This window comes from Nocardia sp. GCM10030253, from assembly GCF_042675075.1.
Taxonomy (GTDB): Bacteria; Actinomycetota; Actinomycetes; order Mycobacteriales; family Mycobacteriaceae; genus Nocardia.
Window position 1 is genome coordinate 347,877 of record NZ_JBHTDL010000011.1, and the last position, 23,141, is coordinate 371,017.

The 23,141-nt window shown below is 67.4% G+C and carries 7 protein-coding genes (1 of these 7 only partly in view); 1 reads left to right on the forward strand and 6 read right to left on the reverse strand.

What is annotated here, in order from left to right; genetic code table 11:
* The 3 genes from ACFQZZ_RS26070 to ACFQZZ_RS26080 form a co-directional block, all read right to left on the reverse strand.
* Window positions 1-18,048 carry the 5' portion of an SDR family NAD(P)-dependent oxidoreductase gene (locus tag ACFQZZ_RS26070; protein ID WP_378686008.1) on the reverse strand. The gene continues 3,654 nt to the left of window position 1, outside the view, so 18,048 of the gene's 21,702 nt are visible here — the first part of the coding sequence; its start codon is at window positions 18,046-18,048; its stop codon lies beyond the left edge, outside the window.
* Window positions 18,049-18,386: 338 nt separating this feature from the next.
* The gene (locus ACFQZZ_RS26075) at window positions 18,387-19,640 is read right to left on the reverse strand and encodes an RNA polymerase sigma factor (RefSeq protein ID WP_378686011.1); all 1,254 of its coding nucleotides are present in this window, start codon (window positions 19,638-19,640) and stop codon (window positions 18,387-18,389) included.
* 9 nt (window positions 19,641-19,649) lie between these two features.
* The gene (locus tag ACFQZZ_RS26080; RefSeq protein ID WP_378686013.1) at window positions 19,650-20,063 is read right to left on the reverse strand and encodes a YciI family protein; all 414 of its coding nucleotides are present in this window, start codon (window positions 20,061-20,063) and stop codon (window positions 19,650-19,652) included.
* 465 nt (window positions 20,064-20,528) lie between these two features.
* On the opposite strand from ACFQZZ_RS26080, the gene ACFQZZ_RS26085 reads away from it, so the two are divergent.
* Window positions 20,529-20,696 carry a hypothetical protein gene (locus tag ACFQZZ_RS26085; protein WP_378686016.1) on the forward strand — a complete coding sequence of 56 codons (168 nt, stop codon included), beginning with the start codon at window positions 20,529-20,531 and terminating at the stop codon, window positions 20,694-20,696.
* Window positions 20,697-20,751: 55 nt separating this feature from the next.
* Here ACFQZZ_RS26085 and ACFQZZ_RS26090 read toward each other — a convergent pair whose 3' ends face one another.
* From ACFQZZ_RS26090 to ACFQZZ_RS26100, 3 genes are all read right to left on the reverse strand, one after another.
* Entirely contained in the window at window positions 20,752-21,456 is a 705-nt protein-coding gene (locus ACFQZZ_RS26090) for a flavodoxin family protein (protein ID WP_378686019.1), read from the reverse strand.
* A gap of 180 nt (window positions 21,457-21,636) precedes the next feature.
* A complete protein-coding gene (locus ACFQZZ_RS26095) occupies window positions 21,637-22,521 on the reverse strand; it encodes a helix-turn-helix domain-containing protein (RefSeq protein WP_378686021.1) in 885 nt (294 codons plus the stop codon).
* Window positions 22,502-23,020: a DUF6879 family protein gene (locus ACFQZZ_RS26100; protein ID WP_378686024.1), complete on the reverse strand. Its 519-nt coding sequence runs from the start codon at window positions 23,018-23,020 to the stop codon at window positions 22,502-22,504. The genes ACFQZZ_RS26095 and ACFQZZ_RS26100 overlap by 20 nt, the downstream gene beginning before the upstream one ends.
* Between the last annotated feature and the right edge of the window lie 121 nt (window positions 23,021-23,141).

A 23,141-nucleotide genomic window follows, 5' to 3' on the forward strand; every position in this document is an offset into this window, starting at 1 on the left:
CCACGCGCGAACCGCCACGCGAAGCTCGTCCAGATCGCGGGCTGTGAATGCGGCCCGTGCGCTGCCGACCAGCCTGCCGACCTGCATCGTGTACGCCAGATCGGCAAGGTTCGGCTCGTTCGTGGAGAGGAAACGATCCAGTGCGGCAACGTATTCGGCGAGGCGCTCGGCGTCCCGTGCTGATACGGGCACGACCTGATCGCCATGCCATCGGGTGGCGGGCCGCTGATCCACGTACTCCTCGAGCACGACATTCGCATTGGATCCCCCGGCGCCGAATGAGCTGATCGCCGCCCGGCGCGGCTGCCCGGGACCACCGGACGGCCACGGTATCGGCCGCTCGGGAATCCGGAACGGAGTGCTTGCGAAGTCGATGTTCGGGTTGGGTGGCGTCGCGTGCAGTGAAGGCACGATGATCTCGTGGCGCAGCTGGAGCAGCACCTTGGTCAGTGCCGCCACGCCTGCCGCGGCTTCCAGATGCCCGACATTGGACTTCACCGAACCGATCGGCAGCTCGGCCCGCCCGGTACCACCGAATACCTTTGTCAGGCCGGCAATTTCGATGGGGTCGCCCAGTGCGGTCCCGGTGCCGTGTGCCTCGATGTAGGACACCGACTCCGGATCGACGCCGCCGGTGCGCAGCGCCGAACGGATCACTGCCGCCTGCACCGTTGGATTGGGCACGGTGAAGCCGTTCACCCGGCCGCCGTGGTTCACCGCTGTACCCTTGATGACCGCGTGGATGGTGTCGCCATCGGCCTCGGCGTCGGCCAGCGGCCGCAGCACCAGCGCGCCGACACCCTCGCCGGCCACATACCCGTCGCCGCCCGCCCCGAAGGAACGGCAGCGGCCGTCGGTCGAGGCGAACTGCCCCTGGCTCAACGCCACGAACTTGTAGGGGTGCAGCGACAGGTTCACCCCGCCGACCACGGCCAACCGGCACTCCCCGGTCCGCAGGCTCTGGCAGGCCAGGTGCAGCGCGGTCAGCGAGGACGAACAAGCGGTGTCCACGGCCATGCTCGGTCCCTGGAAATCGAGCGCATGCGATACCCGGTTGGCGACGCTCCAGAAGGTCGACGCGGGCAAGGTCCCGCGTCCCAGCCGCGACTCCTCCGCGCCGAACATCTGGTACGTGCCCCACATGATTCCGACAAACACCCCGGCGTCCTCGGGACGCAACCCGCCCCGCGCCAGATCGGCCCTGGTATGCCCCGCGTCTTCCAAAGCGGCCCATGCAGTTTGCAGGAACAGCCGCTCCTGCGGATCCATCACCTCCGCCTCACGCGGCGAGATCGCGAAGAACAGCGGATCGAAACAATCGACATCGTCGAGGAACCCGCCCCACTTGGTGTAGGAGGTATACGGGTTGTGCCGATCCGGGACGAAGTACCGCGAATGATCCCACCGCTCCCGTGGAATCTCGGTAATGCAGTCGCGTCCCTCGAGCAGCACCCGCCAGTACTCATCCAACCCGTCCGCCCCGGGATAGCGTCCGCTCATACCCACGATGGCGATATCCCCGAGGCCCTCGCTCGGATGCTCCCGTCGAGCCGGCGCCGAGAGCGAGAGGTCGGCTGCCCGATCCGTTTCCGATGCCATATCGCTCCTCGCAGCCCCATGTGCACCGTTCTCATCGGGCGCGGGACCCGCTGCCCGAACATCCTCGAGTCGGACACCGTTTGCCGATGCAGGCGAGCTGGAGCTGTCAGTCTCCGCGGGAACGTCGCGCTGTGGTGGTCGCGAAACCGCATCCCGAGCCGGGCCGTCCGTGGGTGGTGGCGAACTCGCCGCGGGGAAGCCGAGGTGCCGCGAATCCGGCTGTCGGCCAGCGGGACCCAATTGCACAAGCAAGTCGATCACCGCACGCGGGGTCGGGTATTCGAAGGCCAGTGTGGCGGGCAGGCGGTGCCCGACGGAGCGGGACAGCTCGTCCCGGATCTCGATGGCCGCGACGGAATCAAGGCCGAGTTCGTGCAGTGGACGATCGAGGTCCGCCTCCGGGGTAAGGCCGATACAGTGCCGGACCAGTGCCGCCATCTCGGCGTCGAATCCGGTTCGATCGTGGGTGCGCCGGTGCTGCGCCTCGACGGAAGCCGGGGCGGGCGGCGGTGTGTCACCGCCGACGAGGCCCGCCAGCACCTCGGGCACCTCGACGCCGGACCGGTGCAGGGCGGGCAGGTCGAGCGGCAGCGCCGTGAGGGCACCGCTCCCCGAATCCATAGTGTGCGAAAGGATTTCGAGCGCATCACGGTCGGAGAGCAGGTGGTAGCCACGGCGGGCAAGGCGTTGTACATCGCCATCGCCGAGCTGGCCAACCATGCCGGTTCCGGCCCAGGGGCCCCAGGCGATCGACAGCGCGGGCAGGCCGGCGGCGCGGCGCAGCTCGGCCAACCCGTCCAGGAACGCGTTGGCCGCACTGTAACTCGACTGGCCGGGCAGGCCGACCACCGCGGACGCCGAGGAGAACAGCAGGAAAAACCGCAGTGCGCGCGGTGCGGTCAGCTCGTGCAGATGCCAGGCGCCGTGCAGTTTCGGCGCGAACACCCGGCCGAGTCGGGTCGCGGTCTGCTCTGCGATCACCCCGTCATCGAGCACGCCCGCCAGGTGAACGACCCCGGCCAGCGGTGGGAGTTCACGGTCGATCCAATCCAGTGTGGCCGCTACCGCGGCACGATCGGCCACGTCGAGGGTCCGGATCTCGATACGCGCGCCACGCTCCCTCAGCTCGGTGATCAGCTGGATTGCCGTGGCGTCCGGTGCGCTGCGCCCGGCCAGAACCAGGCTGCGCGCACCGCGGTCGACCAACCAGCGGGCCATGGCCCGGCCGATTCCGCCCAGTCCCCCGGTGATCAGCACCGTCTGCGTGGTCGCCACGTTGTCGAAACTGTCCAGTCCCGGTCGGAGTTGCCGCACCGGAACAAGCCGCGGCAGCAGCCGCTTTCCACCCCGCAGCGCGAGTTGCCGGTGTGGTGCGTTCGAGAGTATCTCGGCGACAACCGCGTCCGCGTTCGCTGCCGCTCGTTCGTCGAGATCTATGATCCGGCAGCCGATTTCGTGCTGTTCGAGTTGCGCGCTGCGGGCAAACCCCCAGAGTGCGGACTGATCCGGTGCGACCAGATCGGACGCGTCGACTTGCTGACCGTTGCGGGTGAGCAGCCACACTGCGGGTTCGCCGGTCACGGCCGCGGCCTGCACGAGGTGCAGCGCGCCGACGACCGCCTGCTGCGCCCGATCCGGCGTCGCGCAGTCGGCGTCGCACACCGGTGTCGTGTAGACGATGCCGCGTAGCGCCGTCCGCCCGTCCCCTGCCGCGCCGAGCAAGGCCCGCACCGCCGCCGGTACCCCGAGGTCCACGTCGAACTCGTCGTCCCCGCGGAACCCGAACCCGCTGCCGGGCCGCGCCACCGCGCATTGCGCGCCCGATGCCCGCAGGCGAGCCGCGATCGCGTCGCCCGGTCCGCCCGCGGCACCGACGACGAGCCAGCGGCCCACCGCAGCGCCGATCGCGACCGACCCGGCGTCCTGCCAAGCCATGCGGTACACATCCCGAAGGGTCGCGTCGCTGTGCGTACCTTCGGTGGCCATCCGCATCACTCGCAAACCGTCTGCGATCAGCACCGGAGCACCCTCCTCGTCGAGCAGTCGAACCTCGGCGATACACAGCTGTGGCGTCTGCTCGAGGACGCGCACCTGGCCGAATCGGACTCGCCCGCCCACAGCCGCAACGCTCACCCGGTCGATGGCAAGGGGCACCCAGGTATGCCCCTCCCCCGCCTGCGGCACCATCGCGGCATAGGTGGCCTGGAAGGCCGCATCGAGCAGGACAGGGTGCAGCATGTCGGCGCCGGGATCGGTGTCGGGATCCGATAGCCTCACCACGGCTTCTCGATCACCGGTCCGGACCTCGACGACACGCCGGAACGCGGGCCCGTAGTGCAGTCCGGCGGCGGCGAGCATCCGGTAGAAGTCGTCGGCGGATTGCCGTGCGGCGCAACGATTCAGCAGATCGGCGACGGTGACTTCGGCGGTTATTGGAGTGGCGGTGGTGGTGACCTGCGCACGAGCGTGGGTGCGCCAGCCGTCCGCCGTTCGGCTCGCGACCTCTACGGCGAGACCGTCGGGCTGTGGCGCGAACCGCACCTGAACGGGATGGTCCTTCGTCACCGTAAGACCGCTTGCGATCACGAGATCCTCGATCGCGACGACTTCGGCGCCGGTCACTTCCTGCGCCGTCGCCATGATGGTGGCGACGAACCAAGCGGCCGGAACCACCACGTCGCGATCGACCACATGATCGGCCAGATAGCGCGGTGCGGCCGGGGCGAGGGTCAGGGCGAAATGCGTAGCATCTCCCGGCAAATCGAGACGGCACGGGACGAACGGAAGCGGCGTATTCACTCCTGCTGTCGGCGTGGTAGCGGTCGGGCGAGGACCGGCATTTCCGAGGCGGTGCGCGGTCGCGTCGTGTTCGTCCTGGCCGAGCGCCGGTGTCTGCTGCGGCTTATCGACCCAGTAGCGCTGCCGCTGAAAAGGGTAGGTCGGAGCGAGTGCCCGTCGCCGTGTGTGCGGCAGGTGTACGCGCTCCCAATCGATGGTCACGCCGCCGACATACAGCTGCGCCAGCGCATTCGCCGTCATCTCCCGGTCATCGCGGCCGCGACGCAGTGCTGCGACAAACCTTGCGTCGGCCTCGATTGCACGACCGCCCAGCGTGGAAAGTGTTGGCTGTGGCCCAATTTCGAGGAACGTGCCGATTCCGAGTTCCGCGAGGGCCCGCATCCCCTCGGCGAAGCGAACCGGCTGCCGAGCATGTCTCGCCCAGTACTGCGCGGTGAGCTCTCCGGCGCGCAAGGGTGCGCCGGTGACATTCGAGATCATCGGGATCCCGGGATCCTGCCGCACGGTGCGCCGGGCGGCTTCGGCCAGATCATCGAGAATCGGGTCCATCAGGGGCGAATGGAACGCATGTGACACCGGGAGGGTGCTCGCGCGAATTCCCGCCGATGCCAAGTCGTCCCGCAGCAGTTCGAGTGTGCGGCGCGGTCCGGCGACGGCGATCTGAGCCGGGCTGTTGAATCCGGCGATCGCCACCGCGGGCTCGTATCGTTCGAGCAGCCGGGCGATGGCCGGCGGATCGGCCTCGACCGCCAGCATTCCGCCACCATCGGGCAGGCTCTGCATCAGCCTGCCGCGGACGGCGATCAACCGCAGCGCATCGTCCACCTGCATCGCGCCTGCCGCGCACGCGGCCACATATTCGCCGACACTGTGGCCGAGCACCGCTGCGGGCGTAATCCCCCAGTCGCGCCACATCTCCCACAGCGCCCACTCGACCGCGAACAGCACGGGCTGGGTGAACACCGTGCGGCTGAGCACCTCCGCGGACGCGCGGTCGGCGTACAAGGCATCGAGAAGCCCGACACCGTCCGCGATCGGCCCCAGCACGTCATCGCAGTGCCGAAGCGCCCGCCGGAACACCGGTTCGGACTCGTACAACCCCCGGGCCATGCCCGGATACTGTGATCCCTGCCCGGTGAACAGCAGCGCGACCTTCGGCGCGGCCGAGGCGCGCTCGACCCGGCCGCGCACCGCCGACCGCGCATCCGCGACCGCAGCGCGCAATCGAGCGGCGGCGGCATCCGCCGTCTCGGCGACCACTGCCAGGCGCTCCTCGAAGTGGGTGCGCCCGGTCGCGGCGGTGTAGGCGAAATCGGCAAGCTCGCCACTGCTGACATTCAACCGGTCCGCCCAGCGCCGCGCCGACTCGACCAATGCGGCGTCGTCACGTGCCGACAGCACCAGTACCTGCGGTGCCGAATCAGACGGGTTGCGAGCGGATTCCGGTGCGGGCTGCCGCAGAATAATGTGCGCATTTGTCCCGCTCATCCCGAACGAGCTGACACCGACCGTGCGGCGGCGGCCGGTCTCCGGCCACACACGCGGCTCCCGCACAACCTCCAGCGGCATCCCCGACCAGTCGATCAGCGGATTCGGCGTGTGGAAGTGCAGGCTCGGCGGAATCTTCGCGTGCTGCAGCATCAGCACGGCCTTGATCACACCAGCGACACCGGCCGCCCCTTCGGTGTGCCCGATGTTCGTCTTGACGGAACCGATCAGCAGTGGCGCGGTGCGGTTCTCGCCGTAGACCTCGGCAAGTGCCGTCGCCTCGATCGGATCACCCAACGGCGTTCCGGTGCCGTGGGCTTCCACGTAGTCGACTTCATCGGGTCGAACTCCCGCCTGCGCCAAGGCATCGCGGATGACCCGTTGCTGGGCCGGTCCGTTGGGCGCGGTGAGCCCATTGGACCTGCCGTCGTGATTCACCCCGATGCCATGAACAACCGCGAGCACCCGGTCGCCGTGCCGCCGAGCAGCGGACAGTCGCGTCAGCACCAGGACACCGCAACCATCCGCGCGGACATAGCCGTTGGCGTCGGCGTCGAACGCCCGCGAGCGGCCATCGGGCGACAGCGAGGCGAGACGGCAGAACCCGATCGTGGTCTCCGGTGCCAGCTGCAGATTGACGCCACCCACCAGCGCGAGATCGCAGCGCCCCGCCCGCAGGCCGTCCCACGCCGACTGCACGGCGACCAGCGACGAGGAGCATGCCGTGTCGAGCGTGACCGCGGGACCTTGCAGTCCGAGAGCGTAGGCCACCCGCCCGGCCGCGACGCTCGGCGCCGAACCGATCACCGAGTAAGCGCCGATCGACGCCGGATCCGTTGCCTGCGTAGGTGTTCCGGGGTACTCACTGAAACACAAGCCGACGAACACTCCGGTCCGGCTGCCCACCACACTTCCTGGCGCCCGTCCGGACCGCTCCAGCGCCTCCCAGCTCGTCTCCAGGAGCAGGCGCTGCTGCGGATCCATGGCCCTGGCCTCGGCCGCGCCGATGCCGAAGAAAGCGGGATCGAATTCGTCGGCGCCGTCGATGAATCCACCCCATCGGGTGTACATCGTGCCGAGGGCGGCGGGGTCCGGATCGTAGAAGGCGTCGACGTCCCACCGCTGCGGCGGCACCTCGGTGATCGCGTCCCGGCCCGCCCACAGCAGGTCCCAGAACTCCTCCGGGGTCCGGACGCCACCCGGGAATCGGCAAGCCATGCCGACGATGACGATCGGGTCGTCGTCCTCGTCGTCGATGTGCGTGGCGTCACGGTCGTGACGGACGGCGCTCGCCACCCCGTCGAGCCGGTCGTCACTCTTCGGGTGGTCGAGGTGATGCGCACGGTCCGAGTGGTTGACCTGGCCGGCACCGTTGGAGTGATTGAGGCGGTAGTCACTCGTCGGGTGGCCGAGATGATCCGCGCGGTCCGAATGGTTGACCTGGCCGACACCGTCGGAGCGGTTGAGACTGTCGTCAGTACCCTTGCGCTGCAACAACTTCGCGATATCACGCACGGTCGGATAGTCGAAGACGAGTCCGACGGGCAGGGGGGCACCGATCTCGGTGGCCAGTGCGGCGCGCAACTCCATCCCGGTGAGCGAGTCGACACCGATGTCGTGCAACGGCAGCTCGGGATCGATTTCGGTGGACCGATCGAGCACGCGCATCGCGACTCGCTGTACAAGCGCTACCCAGGGAGCCGTATCGCTCTGGGTAGCAGTGCTTTCCGAAGGGTGCCGCCCGGCCACCTGCGACGGGGTTGTATCAGCACCGGTACGTTGCGTGTCCTGCATCGACTCCCGTTTCGCTTCCGTGGCTGTACCGCGGCCCGGATAAGCGCGGTACCAACGATCGGCCGCGAAATCGAAGACGCCGGGACAAGGACTGTCGACCGTCAGCAATCGGTCCAGTGCCGCGGTGGCGTCCGCCGCGCGCAGCGGCGGCAGACCCCGTCGGTCGAGACGCCGCGTGAGCTCGGGCCGCCCCGCGGCCATCCCGACATCGGCAAAGGGTCCCCACGCGATACTTTGCGCGGGCAGCCCGTCGGCGCGCCGCCGCCATGCCAACGCGTCCAGCGCCGCGTTGGCGGCGGCATAGTTCGCCTGCCCCGGAGTGCCGAGCCAACCCGCGACCGACGAGTAGGTGATGAACAGGTCCAGTTCCGTGCCGCGGGTCAGCTCGTCCAGGTGCTTGGCCGCACGATATTTCGGTCCGAGGACGGTCCGGAAGCGAGACCAGGACAATTCGGTGACAACACCGTCGTCGAGCACGCCCGCGCAATGGATCACGCCACGCAGCGGCGGCAACCCCGATTCGTCGATCCCGGCGAGCAGCTCCGCCACCGCTTCCCGCTGCGCGACGTCGACTTGACGGGATACCACGCGAACGCCGTCTGCACGCAGCGAAGCCATGAGCTGTTCACCCGCGTCGTCCGGTCCGCGCCTGCCGACCAACAGCAGCGTGCGCGCCCCGTGTGCGGCGAGCCATCGTGCCGCTGCCGCGCCGAGTCCACCGAATCCCCCCGTGACCAGATAGGTGCCCGTGCCCGCGACCGTTCGGGTGCCGTCCGTGGCACCGCGAGCAGTATTGCGCCGCAGCACAATCGGGGCCGAGTGATGGCGCTGCCACAAGGCACGGAACGCGGTCTCGGCGTCGTCTGCGTCATGCACCGCCGGCTGCCAGGCAGCCAGCGTCCCGTTGTCGAACAGTTCCAGCACCGTGCGCAAAATCGTGCCCAGACGTTCTGGATCGGCCGTGTTCGGATCGACCACTCGATAATCGATGCCGTGCCCTGCCTGTGCCCCGTGCTCCCGTCGGGACTGACCTGGATCATCAACATCGATGAATCGTCCTTGTGGGCTGACGATTTCCGGGGCGCGCGCGGCGAACTCACCGGCGATCGCGTTGAGGACGACATCGGCTCCCCGGCCGTCGGTGAGCGTGTGAAGTTGGTCGGCCAGGCCGTGTACCCGCCAGGTGTCGACCTGCGGGATATCGAGTCCGACGCCTGCCGCCCATCGGCTGAGTGCGCGGGTGCCGAGCACGCGCGCCCCCGCCCACCCGGCCAACCGCACGGCTGCCATGCCGATTCCGTCCGCGGGAGCGTGCACCAGCACGTTTTCACCCGCGCGCAGACCCGCCACCTCGAACAGTCCGTACCACGCGGTCACGAACGCGGCCGGGATGGTGGCACCCTCGGTGAACGTCATCCGCGCGGGCAGCGGCGCCACCAGCCGGTGGTCCACCGTGACGTAGCGCGCGAAACTGCCGCCCGCCAATGCCACCACGCGGTCACCGATGCGGAACTCGGTGACGCCGGCGCCCAGCGCGGTGACGTGGCCCGAGCATTCCGAGCCGAGCGGTGCCGGAGCATCCGGGTGAGTGCCCAACGCCAGCCACAGGTCACGCGCGTTCAGACCGGTGGCCTCGACCGCGATTTCCACTTCGCCCGGCGCCGGGGCGCGACGGGCAGTCGAATCCCAGTGCAGTCGGCCGAGGTCACCGGATCGGTGAGCCACCAGACGGTAGTTGTCCGCCACATCCGAACCCGCCAGTCCGTCTGCCAGGCGGGCGGCGAGCCACCGGCCGTCCCGAACAGCGAGTTCACGGTCTTCGATCCCGGCGACCATGCCATCGACGACCAGCGCCGCGTCGACGGCGCGTTCTGCTTCCAGATCCACCAGCCGACAACCGAATTCGGGATGTTCGGTGGCGAGAGTGCGCCCCAGCCCCCATATCATGGCCTGCTCCGGGTCGGGGCGGTCGGAGTTCGCGACGCGTTGGGCACCCACAGTGAGCAGCCACAGCGTGGACCGCACGCGGCCGGCACCGTCCAGCGAGCGGGCGAGCCGCAGTACTGTGCCGACCCGAACCGCCGTGGAACCGGTGGTCCATGCGTAGACGATGCCGCCCAACGGTGCGCCGGCGAGGAGCTCCGTAAAGTTCGCTTCGGCGGGCTCTAACGACAATCCTTGGCCCAGAACGTCTTCCGGGCGAACAAGGCTGGTCTCGATACTTCGCGTCGAAAGCCCGGCGGCGACGGCATCCCCCGTCGGTCCGTCGCTGAACACCAGCCATCGGCCCGCGGAGTCCCGGCCCGCGGGGAGCTGTTCACCGAGTGTGATCGGTGTCCACTCGAGATGATGGAGCAGCCGATCGACCCGGGCTGCCGCATGCGCGGGACCAACGGATTCCATGTTCACGCCCGAGGTTCGCGCCACCTGTGGGGTGTCGGTACCCGCGGCCGCAATGAGGCACGCACCGCCGATCGTCGCGATCGTGCGTCCGGCGCTGTCGATCAGGATCGCGTCACCAGCGATCACTCGCTCGCCGCGGTCGGTCACCCGAACGTGGCAGCGGAGACTGTCACCGGCGGCGACCGCACTGCCGGACAGCGCGACTCGATCAATCGAAGCAGGCAGATACAGCGCGTCCGGATCGGCGGTCAGCACGATGCTGTGCAAACACGCATCGAGCAGAACCGGATCGAGCGAACCGGACTCGCTCGAAGCGAACGACCGCAGCGAGGTCTCGGATTCGGTGGCGCTGATGCGCCGGAAACCGGCAGCGCACCGGTAGTCCTCTCCCAACCACAGACCCAGCTCCGCCACCCTGTCGTAGTAGGAAGGCCAGGCAGCGAGATCCATTGCACCATAAGCGGAGTCGCCGCCACGATACGGAGCGGACCCGGCATCTCCTTCGATTGCTCGCAACGCCGCCCGAGCGAAAGTGCTCGCCTCACCCCCGGCGCCGGAGTTACTGATGAATCGAACGTCGTATCCGGTCGCCACGGCCTCCATCCGTATCTCGACCGCGCCCACTGACCGGACGGCAAGAGGCGATGTAAGCCGCAACCGGGTGACCTCCCACCGATCGGGCCCGGGCAGCTCGGCCGTAATCCGGGCGAGTTGCGTGCTTATCCAAGCCGCGGGAACCGTTGGCGCACCGTGCAACCGATGGCCGCTGAACATCCCGGGCTCGACCGCCAACACGCTGGTCGACAGCCCGCCGCCGGGCCTCTCAGGTGCAACGCCATCAGCCGACCCTCGGCGCGTCGAGTTCTCGACCGGCCGCGCTGGCGCGAGGTCGAGCCAATGCCGCTTGCGCTGGAAAGGATACGTCGGCAGTTCGATTCGCCGCCATGCTCGTTCGGAATACAGTGTGTGCCAATCGATATCGTCACCCTCGACATACCGGCGAGCCATCGCTGCCGACTCGTCGGAGGCGGTGGTCAGGTCCGCGACTGTGCCTGCGGCGCTGCTCCCGGTTGCCACCGACTCGAGGGCGGCGCGCAGTTGTGCGGCGGTGTCGACGACGATCGCCACTCGGTCGACGAAATGCGTGCGGCCGGTATTCGCCGAGGCGCACAGGTCGCGGAGCCCGGTGTCGGGGTGTGCGGTCAGGAAGTCCAGGTATCGAGTGGCCAGGGCACGCAAGGCGACCGCACTCTTCGCGGACAAGGCCAGCAGGTGCCCGTCGGCACGGTCGGGAGTGTCGGTGTACGAAATCGCAGGGGCTTCTTCGAGTACGACGTGCGCATTCGTCCCGCTGATGCCGAACGCGCTCACCCCGGCCCGGCGCGGCCGTGACGAGCGCGGCCACGCCCGCTCCTCGGCGACGACACGCACATCGATGTCGTCCCAGTCGATATGCGGATTCCCGGACCGGAAATGCAGGGACGCGGGGATCCGGTCGTGCCGCATGGACTCGACCACCTTGATGATGTTGGCGATCCCGGCAGCGGCCTGAGTGTGCCCGATGTTCGATTTCACCGAACCGATCAGCAGCGGTGTGCTGTCGGCCCGTTCGCCTGTCAGTGCCGAGGCGAGCGCGTTCACTTCGATCGGATCGCCGAGCGCCGTTCCCGTGCCGTGCGTCTCGACATAGTCGATATCGGCCGCCGTCAGCGCCGCGTCGGCCAGCGCCGCCCGGATCACCCTTTCCTGTGCGGGCCCATTCGGCGCGCTCAAGCCCTGGCTGCGGCCATCGGAATTCACCGCCGAGCCCCGCACCAGCGCAAGCACCGTGTCCCCATCGCGGCGCGCGTCCGACAATCGTTTGAGCACAAGCGTTCCCGCGCCGTCGCTCCACACCACACCGTCGGCGCGGGCATCGAAACTCTTGCACCGCCCGTCCGCGGCCAGCCCGCGCGCCCGCGCGAAATAGATGTCGAGCGAGGGTGTCAGCACCACGGTCGCACCGCCCGCCAGCGCCAGATCGCATTCTCCGCGCCGGAGGCTCTGCACCGCCAAATGCACCGTCACCAACGACGAGGAGCACGCGGTGTCAATGGTCAGGCTCGGACCATTGGCGCCGAAGAAATACGACAACCGTCCCGAAGCGACGCTCGCCAGATTTCCCGTGCCGAACCAAGCATTCGGCGCCACATCGGCCCGCGCCATCCGCTCCGCATAGTCGGTGGACATCAATCCGACGAAGACCCCGGTGCGGCTCCCGGTCAGCCGGTCCGCCGGATACCCCGCGTGTTCCAATGCTTCCCAGGATGTTTCGAGCAGCAACCGCTGCTGCGGGTCGAGCATCCGCGCCTCGCCGACCGAAATGTCGAAGAATCCCGCATCGAACTCTTCGACACCGTCGACAAACCCGCCCCACCGCGTATACGTCTTCCCCTCGGTATCCGGATCCGCATCGAAGTACGCCTCGACATCCCATCGATCCGCGGGCACCTCGGTCACCGCGTCGGTTTCCTCCGACACCAGCCGCCACAGATCCCCTGGGCCCCGGACCCCACCCGGATACCGGCATCCCATCCCGATAATCGCGATCGCGTCGTCGTACTCACTCGATCCGGCGACATCCTGATCCTGCCGATCCTCGACCTCGGGCCACCCAGCCTCCCCCGGCTGAGCAGAGGTAGTGAGCCGTTCGGCTCCGCCGGCCGCCGCGAGGGTCGGGACGGTGGTGCGGTAGGCGGGTTCATGCGTTGCCGCAGCGAGTGTGGCGGGCTCAGCGTCTTCGGTTGCGGCGAAGGTCGCCGTGTTCTCGGGTTCGTGCACTGTTGTGCCGGTTACGCGTGGCCGGAGCTGTTCAGCGGCGAGCCGGGCGATTTCGTCCGCCACGGCGGCAACGGTCGGGTGGTCGAAGAGCAGTGTGGCGGGTAGTCGGACCCCGAGTTCCGATGACAAGGTGTTCCGAAGTTCCACTGCCATCATCGAATCCAGGCCGAACGCACGCAGCGGGGTGCGGTCGGCGACCGGCGTCTTGCGGCCGAGTGCGGTGGTGGCGTGGGCGCGGACCGTCGCCAGGAAGTCTGCTATCGGGGGGTGCGCGGCGGAAGTCGATTGGGTGGCTGCCATTGATCGAGTGGCTGCGGCGGGCTGGGTGGGGTAGACGGCAGCGGCCGGTTGTGCGGCGGCGTGCTCCGAACTCGCGGCGGAGGGCGGGTATACGGCTACGACGCCGTCGACGGCCAACAGCGACTTCAGAGTTCGGACTCCGTCCTGGACCTCGAGCTGTGCCACGCCGTGGCGCTCCCAGGCGCGGCGGGCCGCCGCGTTCAGGCCGCGCGCCATCCCGGTGCCTGCCCATGGTCCCCATTGGATACTCAGGGCAGGTAGGCCACTGGCAATCCGGACTCGGGCCAGTGCATCGAGATACGCGTTCGCGGCCGCGTAGTTCCCTTGTCCGGCGGTGCCCATGGTGGCGCTAGCCGAGGAGAACAGCACGAACAGGTCGAGCGAATGGGCAGCGGTGAGCTCGTGGAGATTCCAGGCACCGAGCGCCTTGCCCACGAACACCCGACGCACCCGCTCAGGGGACTGCTCGATCAACAGCGCGTCGTCCAGTATTCCCGCACAGTGCACAACCCCGGCAAGCCGCGGCAGCTGGCCACCGAATCGGGAGATCAAGGCAGACAGCGCTTCTCGATCACCAACATCGACCTGCACCGTCTCCACCCGAGTGCCGAGCGCCGCGATGCCCGCAATCGCTGCCGCGGCCTGCGCATTCGGGCTATGCCTGCCTGCCAGCACCACCGTTGCGGCACCTGCCTCGGCAAGTGCCCGCCCAGCGAGCAGGCCCAACGCACCGAGACCACCGGTAACCAAATAGGCTGCGGCACTGTCTAGTTCCGACAGGCGCGGTACAGGAAGCCCGACATCACGCTGGGCGTCGGCAGGATCGTCCAGCCCTGCAACGCCCGCGGGTGCCACCATGCGTGGCGCATAACGATCCCGTCCCCGCAACGCAATCGCACGATCGGCGGCAGCGGCGAGAAGTTCCGCGACGAGCCGGTGGTCATCGGATCGAGCGCGATCCGGCAAATCGATCAGACGGCAGCGCAACTCCGGAAGTTCGGTACCCACCACCGCCCCGAGTCCGCGCACCGCGGCGGCCGCCGGACGCACTCGCTCGCCCGGCGCTACCGCGACGCCAGCGGTGGTGACCAGGTACAGGGGTCCGTCGTGCGCGGTACGGGCCAGGGATTGCACGACGTCGAGGGCGGACTCGGTTTCGATACGCGCCGCGATCGCGCTGTCGTCTGCCTCGGCGTCACCGAGATAGACAACCGCACGGCCATCCTCGGCGAGCATCCCTTCGATGGCGGCCCGGTTGGTCGTCCGCTCGATCCCCACAGCCGAGTGACCCGCCGCACGAAGCGCCACGGCCAGCCGATCCGCCTGCTCACCGGGCCCAACGACCAGCCACGAATCCGGCGCGGCCACAACGAGTTCGGCAACGGTTCGCTGCCAGGTCGGGAGGTGGATCAGGTCGGGCATGGTCGCCCGATCGTGCGCCGGTCGACCGAATCCGGTCTTCGCGAACCACACATCTTCGATATCGCAGATGAGGTCGCCGTCGGTATCGAAAACCCGGATTCGACTCGTTCGGCCGGTACGGGTCGCGAGTGCCCACGCCGTCTCGACCTCGTCTGTGCGGTAGACGCGCAATCTGCCGATACCGACCGGCAATTGGCCGGTATCCCCCGGCCGGGTCACCAACGCGAGCCCGGTTTGCACGGCGGCGTCGAGCAGGCACGGCAGCAACGCCTGCGGTTCGGCTGCCAGCTCGGCGGGGCGAGACAGCTTGGCCAGCATGAAATGACCGCCGGCACGCAGCTGCGTGATCCACCGAAACCGGGGGCCGAACGTAAGGCCCGCCTCGGTACAGGTCCGATAGAATTCGGCGACGTCCCATTCCGCCGCGTCGCTGTGCACGGCCGCGGCGAGGTCGTTCGTGCCCCCCGGCTGCGGCGGTTGCGCGCGCACTGCTGACGCGGAAACAATCGCCGCACTCCCGGTTTCGACCGAGAACCTGATGTCGATGCGATCGTCTGCCGCGTCGAGGACCGGCGCAGCGAGCTGTTCCAGCGGAACCGGCCGTACAACAACGAAATCGACCAGCTCACGATCCGCACCGGCGGCCCGCAGCGCTGCCCATGCCAGGTATGCCGCAGGCACCACCGGCCGATCCTGAAACCGATGTTCGGCGAGGTATCCGGTGTCCACCGACGCACCGGCACTCAGCGGCAACGCCAGACGCTCCCGCTCGAACGGGTAGGTCGGCAGTCCATTCCGTCGCCGGGCGCCTTCCGGTACCACCGCTGCCCAGTTGACATCCGCTCCGGCACAGTAGATGTCGCCGAGGCTCGTCAGGATGGTCGTGTCGTCGGAGGAGGAGCGGTGCAGGCTCGGCAGCCACAGCGCCTCGGGATCCACCTGTCGCCCGAAGTCCAGCAGCACAGGATGAGGCCCCACTTCGAGGTAGACGTCCACATCGAAGTCGGCTACCGACCGCATTCCCTCAGCGAAACGCACTGTCCCGCGTGCGTGTTCGCGCCAGTACCCCGCATCCATCGCGGCGGCCTCGATGGACTGTCCAGTCACATTCGACACCAACGGGATCGAGGCGATCCGGGTCGACCCCGCCACCAGCTCGGCCACCTTCGCTTCGAAGTCGTCGAGAATCGGGTCGAGCAATGGCGAATGGAACGCTGTCGTGCCGGGCAACGGGACGGCACGAATGGCACGCTCAGCGGCCAAGTCTCGGACTCGCTGTACCGCGGCCTCCGTGCCCGAGACAACGAACTGCCGTGGCCCGTTGACGGCCGCCACCGCCAGGCTCGGCGCGAGTTCACCGAGCAGATCCGTGAACTCGCCCTGCGCGCCGAACACCGCAGCCATCGCACCCCGCTGCGGCGCCGCCTGCATCAGCCGCCCACGCTCGGCCGCCAGCCGCAGCCCTTCCTCGAGGTCGAGCACTCCGGCGACCGTCGCCGCAACCAGCTCGCCGAGACTGTGCCCGAGCACCACATCCGGGCGAATTCCCCACGCGGACCATAGTTCGACGCTCGCCCACTCGAACGCGAACAGTGCGGGCTGGACGTACTCGGTGCGCGTCAGCACTTCGTCGTTCACCTCGAACAGCAGCGACCGCAGCCGCAGCCCACCGGGCAGCACGCCGAGGATGTCGTCACAGCGATCCAGAGCCGCCCGGAAGGCGGGGTAACGGTGGTACAGCACCGCGCCCATACCCGCGTACTGCGCGCCCTGGCCCGTGAACAGCATGGCGACCCTGGGATTTCGCCGCTCTTCCGGCAACCCAGCGCGTCGCTGCGGCGCCGCGAGTCGGCGCGCCGCCTCAGCCGAGGTCGATGCGACGATCGCGCGCCGGTGCGCGAAGTGCGTTCGCCCGAGCGCCGCGGTAGCGCCGATGTCGGCGAGCGGCAGCTCCGTGTGTGCCAATAGCGAGCGGTATCGCGCGGAGAGTGCCTCGAGGGCTGTTCCGGTTTGAGCCGAAAGGGCAAGCACCGCAGGCATTTCAGCGGACTTCTTACTTTCGCCGACCGCGGCCGCCGCCTCGAGCACCACGTGCGCGTTCGTCCCGGCGAACCCGAACGAACTCACTCCGGCCAGCCGCGGCCGGTCTGCCTCCGGCCATTCGACATCGCGGGTCGGCACCGCCAATGCCATGCCGTCGAGCGCGATTCGCGGATTCATCGTGTCGAATTCGTGCTGGCGCAGGATCCGTCCCCGCTGCAACAGCAGCACCGCCTTGATCAGTCCCGCGATCCCCGCGGCTGCTTCCAGATGTCCGATCTGGGACTTCACCGAGCCGAGCAGGCACACCGACCCGTCGGACCGTGGCGCACCCAGAACCTCCGACAGTGCCTCGATTTCGATCGGATCTCCGAGTGGGGTTCCCGTCCCGTGGGTCTCGACATAGGCGATCTGTGCCGCGTCACAACCCGCGTCGGCGAGCGCCTCGCGCAGCAACTCCCGCTGTGCCACTGGATTCGGCGCGGTCAGCCCCATCGAACGACCATCGTGGTTCACGCTCGAGCCTCGAACGAGCGCACGTATCTCGTCGCCATCCGCGATCGCGCGCGAAAGCCGTTTGAGCACAATCACACCCGCGCCCTCGCCGCGCACATACCCGTTCGCTCGTGCGTCGAACGGTCGGCACCGGCCGTCGGCCGACAGCGCGCCCATCCGCGACAACGCCGCCGAAGTCAGCTCGGACTGCAGCAGATTCACCCCACCGGCCAAGGCGACGTCGCACTCCTCCGACCGCAGGCTGCGACACGCTTGGTGCACCGCGACCAGGGACGACGAGCAGGCTGTGTCGAGAGCGACGACTGGACCGCGCAAGCCGAGCAGATAAGCCACCCGTCCCGCGACGATGCTCGACATCGTTCCCGTGAGTGTGTGCGCGTCGACCGAACGCACCCCGTCCGGCGTGATGGTCCGCTGATACTCCTGCCAACTGACGCCCAAGAAGACGCCGGTTCTTGCCGCGGCTGCGCTGTCGGGCAGTAGCGCAGCGTCTTCCATTGCCTCCCAGGCAACTTCGAGCACAAGACGTTGCTGCGGATCCATCGCGGCGGCCTCCCGCGGCGCGATTCCGAAGAATTCGGCGTCGATCGCCTCGATCGGCGCGTCGAGCAAACCGGCCCGGCGCAGCCCGCTCGGCTGCGCCGGATCGGTGATCGGCCACCGGTCCGCGGGGACCTCGACGATGGCGTCACGCCCCGAGATCAGCAGGTCCCAGTAGTTGTCTGGACTGTTCGCGCCGCCGGGCAACCGGCAGCCGATCCCCACGACGGCGATCGGTTCGTGCCCGTGCTGCTCCGCCTCCAACTCCTGAATCCGGCGTAACGCCCGCGTCAGCAAGGCCCGTAGGCCATACCCATCATCCACCATCTGTGCCGCCAACCACATCACACCGGAGTTGTGACGAGGAACATACGACGACCCTGGTTTGGCGTCAAACACTAGTAGTGTGCACAAAAATAGCTAAAGTTACCAACCGGTAGCTTGTTGCTAAGCAAATGATGTTTGCTGGAATGAAACATTCACATATGAAGGATTGCACGAGAGTCGCGCTGCGGGCGCATCTTTCGATGGACCGTCGGGCCGCCCCTCAGTGGCTCGCATCGCCGATGCGGCTACCCGTTCGGTCGAAGTGTCACGGACAGTTGGAGTTTCGAATCCTGCCGATCGCCGTGTGCAGTCGAAGCGTTGTCGACGGCGCCCCTTGCCTACCAGGAATCGCCGACACGCTCGATTTCGGCGATACGGGCGTAGAGGTAACGTTGCGTCGGAATATTCGTAGTCCGTTGTGCGGCACGGATATACGAATCGCGGGCTGCCACACTGTCCCCAGCCATCTCCAGCAGGTGAGCCCGGACGGCGTGCAGGCGGTGGTCGTCCGCGATTCGGTCGTCGGTTTCGAGCTCGTCGACCAGTATCAGCCCGGCGTGTGGACCGCGGGCCATTGCGACAGCGACGGCATGGTTGAGGGCGACCATCGGGTTGTCGACGATGCCGAGCAACCGTTCGTAGAGCAGCATGATCTGTGGCCAGTCGGTGGCCTCATAGGTAGCCGCCTCATCGTGAAGGGCGGCGATCGCTGCCTGCAACTGATAGGGGCCAGGCACCCCTCGCCGCAAGGCGGCCGTAATCAACGCGACGCCCTCGGTGATGGCCTCGGTGTTCCAGCGGGTGCGGTCCTGCTCTTGCATCGGGATGAGTTCGCCGCCGAGGCCGGTCCGAGCCGGTCTACGGGCATCGGTCAGCAGCATCAAGGCCAGCAAGCCTGCGATTTCGTTGTCGTCTGGTAGCAACCGGTGCACAAGGCGGGTCAGGCGGATCGCCTCGGTGGACAGTTCGGCGCGATGCAGGCTCGCTCCCGAGGTGCTCGCGTAGCCCTCGGTGAAGATCAGGTAGAGCACGTGCAGCACCGCGGCGAGACGCACGTCGCGATCCGCGGCCGACGGTGGCGCGAACGGCACACCGCTGTCCTTGATCGACTTCTTGGCGCGGCCGATGCGCTTGGTCATCGTCGCCTCGGGCACCAGGAACGCGCGGGCGATCTCGGCGGTGCTCAGGCCGCCGACCGCGCGCAACGTCAGCGACACCTGCGAGGTCGGTGACAACGACGGATGACAGCACATGAACAGCAGCACGAGGGTGTCGTCGGAATCGGTCTGCCTGCGGTCCGCGGGCGGCGTCAGCCAGTCTTCCGGCAGCGCCCACCGCGCTACTGTGTCCTCGCGACGACGGCGCGCCTGCTCATTGCGCAGCAGATCCGTCAATCGGCGCGCGGCGACCGTGATCAGCCAGGCGCGCGGATTGTCGGGGACGCCCTCGGTAGGCCACTGCGTCGCCGCCGCGAGCAATCCCTCCTGCACCGCGTCCTCGGCGGTGTCGAAGTGTCCGTACCGCCGAACCAAGGCGGCGAGGACCTGCGGCGCCAGCGGGCGCAGCAGATCCTCCACCGCGGTGTCCGACACCGAGCTTGCTCAGCTGAACTCGGCTGCGGACTCGATGATCGGCCGCACGTCGGCGTAGGCCGTCTCGGCGATATGCGCAGGGGCCGGGCATTTACCGAGCTCGGCCGCGATTTCGGTGGCGCGATCGAAACTTTCGCATTCGACGATCCAATAGCCGGCCAGCACTTCCTGCGTCTCCGCGTACGGGCCGTCGGTCACGAACGGCGCACCGTGCTTGGTGCCGATCCGCCGCGTATGGACCGGCTCCGCGAGTCCACGCGTCTCGACCAACTCGCCGGACTCCTCCAGCTTCTTGTTCAACTCCCCCATGAACTCGACCATCGCCGCGAATTCCTCGGCGCTCCACGCCGGTTTGCCGGTCCCCTTGCCCACCATGCCGTCGTAGTCCTGCTGCGAGCCGTAGCTCAGGATCATGTACTTCATGACAACTCCTCTGCTCTGTCGGCATCGCGCTGATGCCGCTCGTCAGGAACGTCGCAGCCGCTGACCATTCTCGGACATCGATGCACGCGCCGGGCCACAGCAGCTGAGCACGATCGCTCGGCAACTCGCCCGACGAGCATCAGCCGATTACGCGTACACCAGTCTGATTTGCTCTGGCATGCACGGGATCCTCGAGCTTCCCACACCACACCGCGAGCCTGCCCGGACCCCGCACGCAACAGGGCTACGCTTCCCCCAGGTCGAGGCACTGACCGATCCCTAGTCGATTGCGTCGCACTCAGTGATCCCGAGGAGTTCGTTGTGTCCGAGAAGCCGTCTGCGCTGTTCGCATCGAGCCCGACTAACCACGACATACAAAGCAACACCTCGGCAGAAGACCAGGCGGATGGGCAAAACCGAGGTTCCGGCTTTAAAAGACATGCCAATCTCGCACTGTTCGCCGGAGTGCTCCCGATCATTCTCGCGGTCGCACTCGGCGCACCGATGGCCGCTATCGGCCTACTGCTGGTGTGGGTTGCCGCCGCAATCATCGCCGACGTCAAGACCCACGCGCGCCCAGCCGGACAGAGCTACCTCTCCGACCTGGCAACCCGCCTCGGGCACGGGACCTAGGCGGTAGCGCTTCATATATCGACCCCGATCTATGGGCTGGCGGACGGGGACCTTGTCACCGGTAGTCGGGGTTCTCGAAGTCGAAACGGCACCCGGCATCCCACTCGGAGCGCTGATTACCATGCGCGGGAATACCGCCATTGTCCTTCAGCATCCGGGCCAGGTGTAGCAGATTCCAGGTCATGAAGGTGGTGTTGCGGTTGGTGAAGTCGTTCTCCGGTCCGCCGGAACCGGGATCGAGGTAGGAGGGGCCAGGTCCGGCCTCACCGATCCAGCCCGCGTCGGCCTGCGGTGGAATGGTGTATCCGAGGTGCTGGAGGCTATAGAGGATATTCATCGCGCAGTGCTTGACGCCGTCCTCGTTGCCTGTGATCAGACACCCACCGACTCGCCCGTAGTAGGCGTACTGGCCGCGCTCGTTGAGGATCGAGGAGTTGCCGTAGAGCCGTTCGATGACCTGTTTGGTGACCGAACTGTTGTCGCCCAACCAGATCGGCCCGGCCAGCACCAGGATGTCGGCATCCATGACCTGCCGCTGCAGCGCGGGCCACGCATCGGTGGCCCACCCGTGCTCGGTCATGTCCGGCCAGACACCGGTCGCGATGTCGTGATCGACGGCGCGGATATGGGAAACCTGGACACCGTTCTTTTCCAAGATGCGGGCACTCACGTTGATGAGGCCTTCGGTATTGCTCGGCTCCGGGGAACGCTTCAACGTGCAGTTGATGAATAGTGCCCGCAGATCGTCGAAAGTGGTCATGAAAATTCAGTCTCCCAACAATGTATGTATTTCATCGCGGAAACCCTTTTCGATGCGCCGGGCGCAATGGCTTAGTCTAATGCGCATCCGCGGCGGCGAGCTGAACGGCGGTCGTGACGAGCAGTCGTGCACTCAGCTCGGCCGCGTCGACGCCGCGCCGGCCTGACGCAATGCGGTGACCTATGGCTGCGACTGTTCGGACGGCGGCGCTGCACGATCGAGCTCGCTCAGTATCCCGACGATGAGTCCGCGCGCGGCTCGTCCGTAGACGGCGGAGCCCTTCAGCGCCTCGAACATTCGCGCATACATGGTGCACTCTTGCGGTTGGGTGACCTGAATGCTCGCGGTGGGCGTTTCGAGTGCGACCAGCGTGTCGTCGAAGATCCAGAAGCCGGTCGAGCCCACGGCCGTGCGTTCGGTCATCAACGGGATGATTCCCAGTGAGATGTTCGGCCGTGACAGCAGTTCGAGGAGCCGACCGAGTTGCCCTGCTTGGGTTTCCGCGGTGCCGAACCAGGTACGCAACGCCTGCTCCTCGAGCACGACGACGAACCGCTTGCCGCCGCGCCGGATGACGCGCTGGCGTTCCATGCGGACGGCCACCGCTTCGTCGATATCGTTCGGCGCGCCGAGGAACTTGGTCCAGAAGGAGAGCATCGCGGTCGAGTACTCCGCCGTCTGGAAGATTCCGGGTATGACGTTGTGCTCGTAGATGCGAAAGACCTTCGTCTGCTCGTACTGCTGGAGCGTATGCGCGCCGAGCACCCGTTTCATTCCGGCGCGGCTCTGCCTGCGGAACTCCAAGTAGGACGAATCAACCGAGCGCAGGGTCGCAATCAGATCAGGGGCCTGGTCGTCGACGGCGCATGCGGCACACCATCGGCGGATGTCGTGATCGGTCGGCGCCTGGGCACCGTTCTCGATTTTGCTGACCCGCGTGGGGTGCTGGCCGGTCGCGGCCGCCAACTCACGTCCGGTGAGACCCGCGTCCTTGCGGAGGTCCCGAAGCCTCCCGCCGAGCGCGCGTCGCGCCTCCTGAGCAGAACTAGACGGGTTGGTAGTCACGGTGCGGTATCGCCAGCTGCCACAACGCATCGAATGCGGTGCGGCACAGTCGAACATCGTGCGGTTCGGTAGACGCCATTTTCTCGATGGCGAGCCCGTTACCCGCGTAGATCAGGAATACGACGAGACGATCGTCGAAGAGATAGAAGTCGTTGCCGGGAATCGCGACCGAGGACACCGATCGGCGAGGCGCCCATCGGATGTCTTCTCCGGCCTCGACCATCGGCCAGGCGATACTGTGTGACCAGCGCTGGTAGTCACTCAGTGGTTCGGACACGATCCGGATCCTTCGAACCGAACGCCCCGCCACGCTGTGCAGACGCACTGTCGCGCACCATCCTCGAAGCCATGCCAGATCGTCCGGCTGACCTGTCGCCCACTTCGCCATGTGCGGAAGTTCGACCGCCGTCCCGTACGCATCACGTGCCTCGAGGTGCACGGCTTCGCGCTCGAATTGCGTTAGTAGCCGGTCGAACTCATCATCCGATATCGACGCCACGATCTCCCTGCCCGAAGAACCGCATCATTCTGTCCGGGATCTCTACGCATGTTTCACCAGCGGGAATGTCCATCTGAGCAAGAGCCTCCGAATCGGTTACCACCCAACCCTGTACCACCCA

Excerpts from the sequence above, each read along its gene's own strand:
- ACFQZZ_RS26090 (WP_378686019.1), bottom strand. The coding sequence starts at position 21,456 with ATGACCACTTTCGACGATCTGCGGGCACTATTCATCAACTGCACGTTG.
- ACFQZZ_RS26080 (WP_378686013.1), bottom strand. The coding sequence starts at position 20,063 with ATGAAGTACATGATCCTGAGCTACGGCTCGCAGCAGGACTACGACGGC.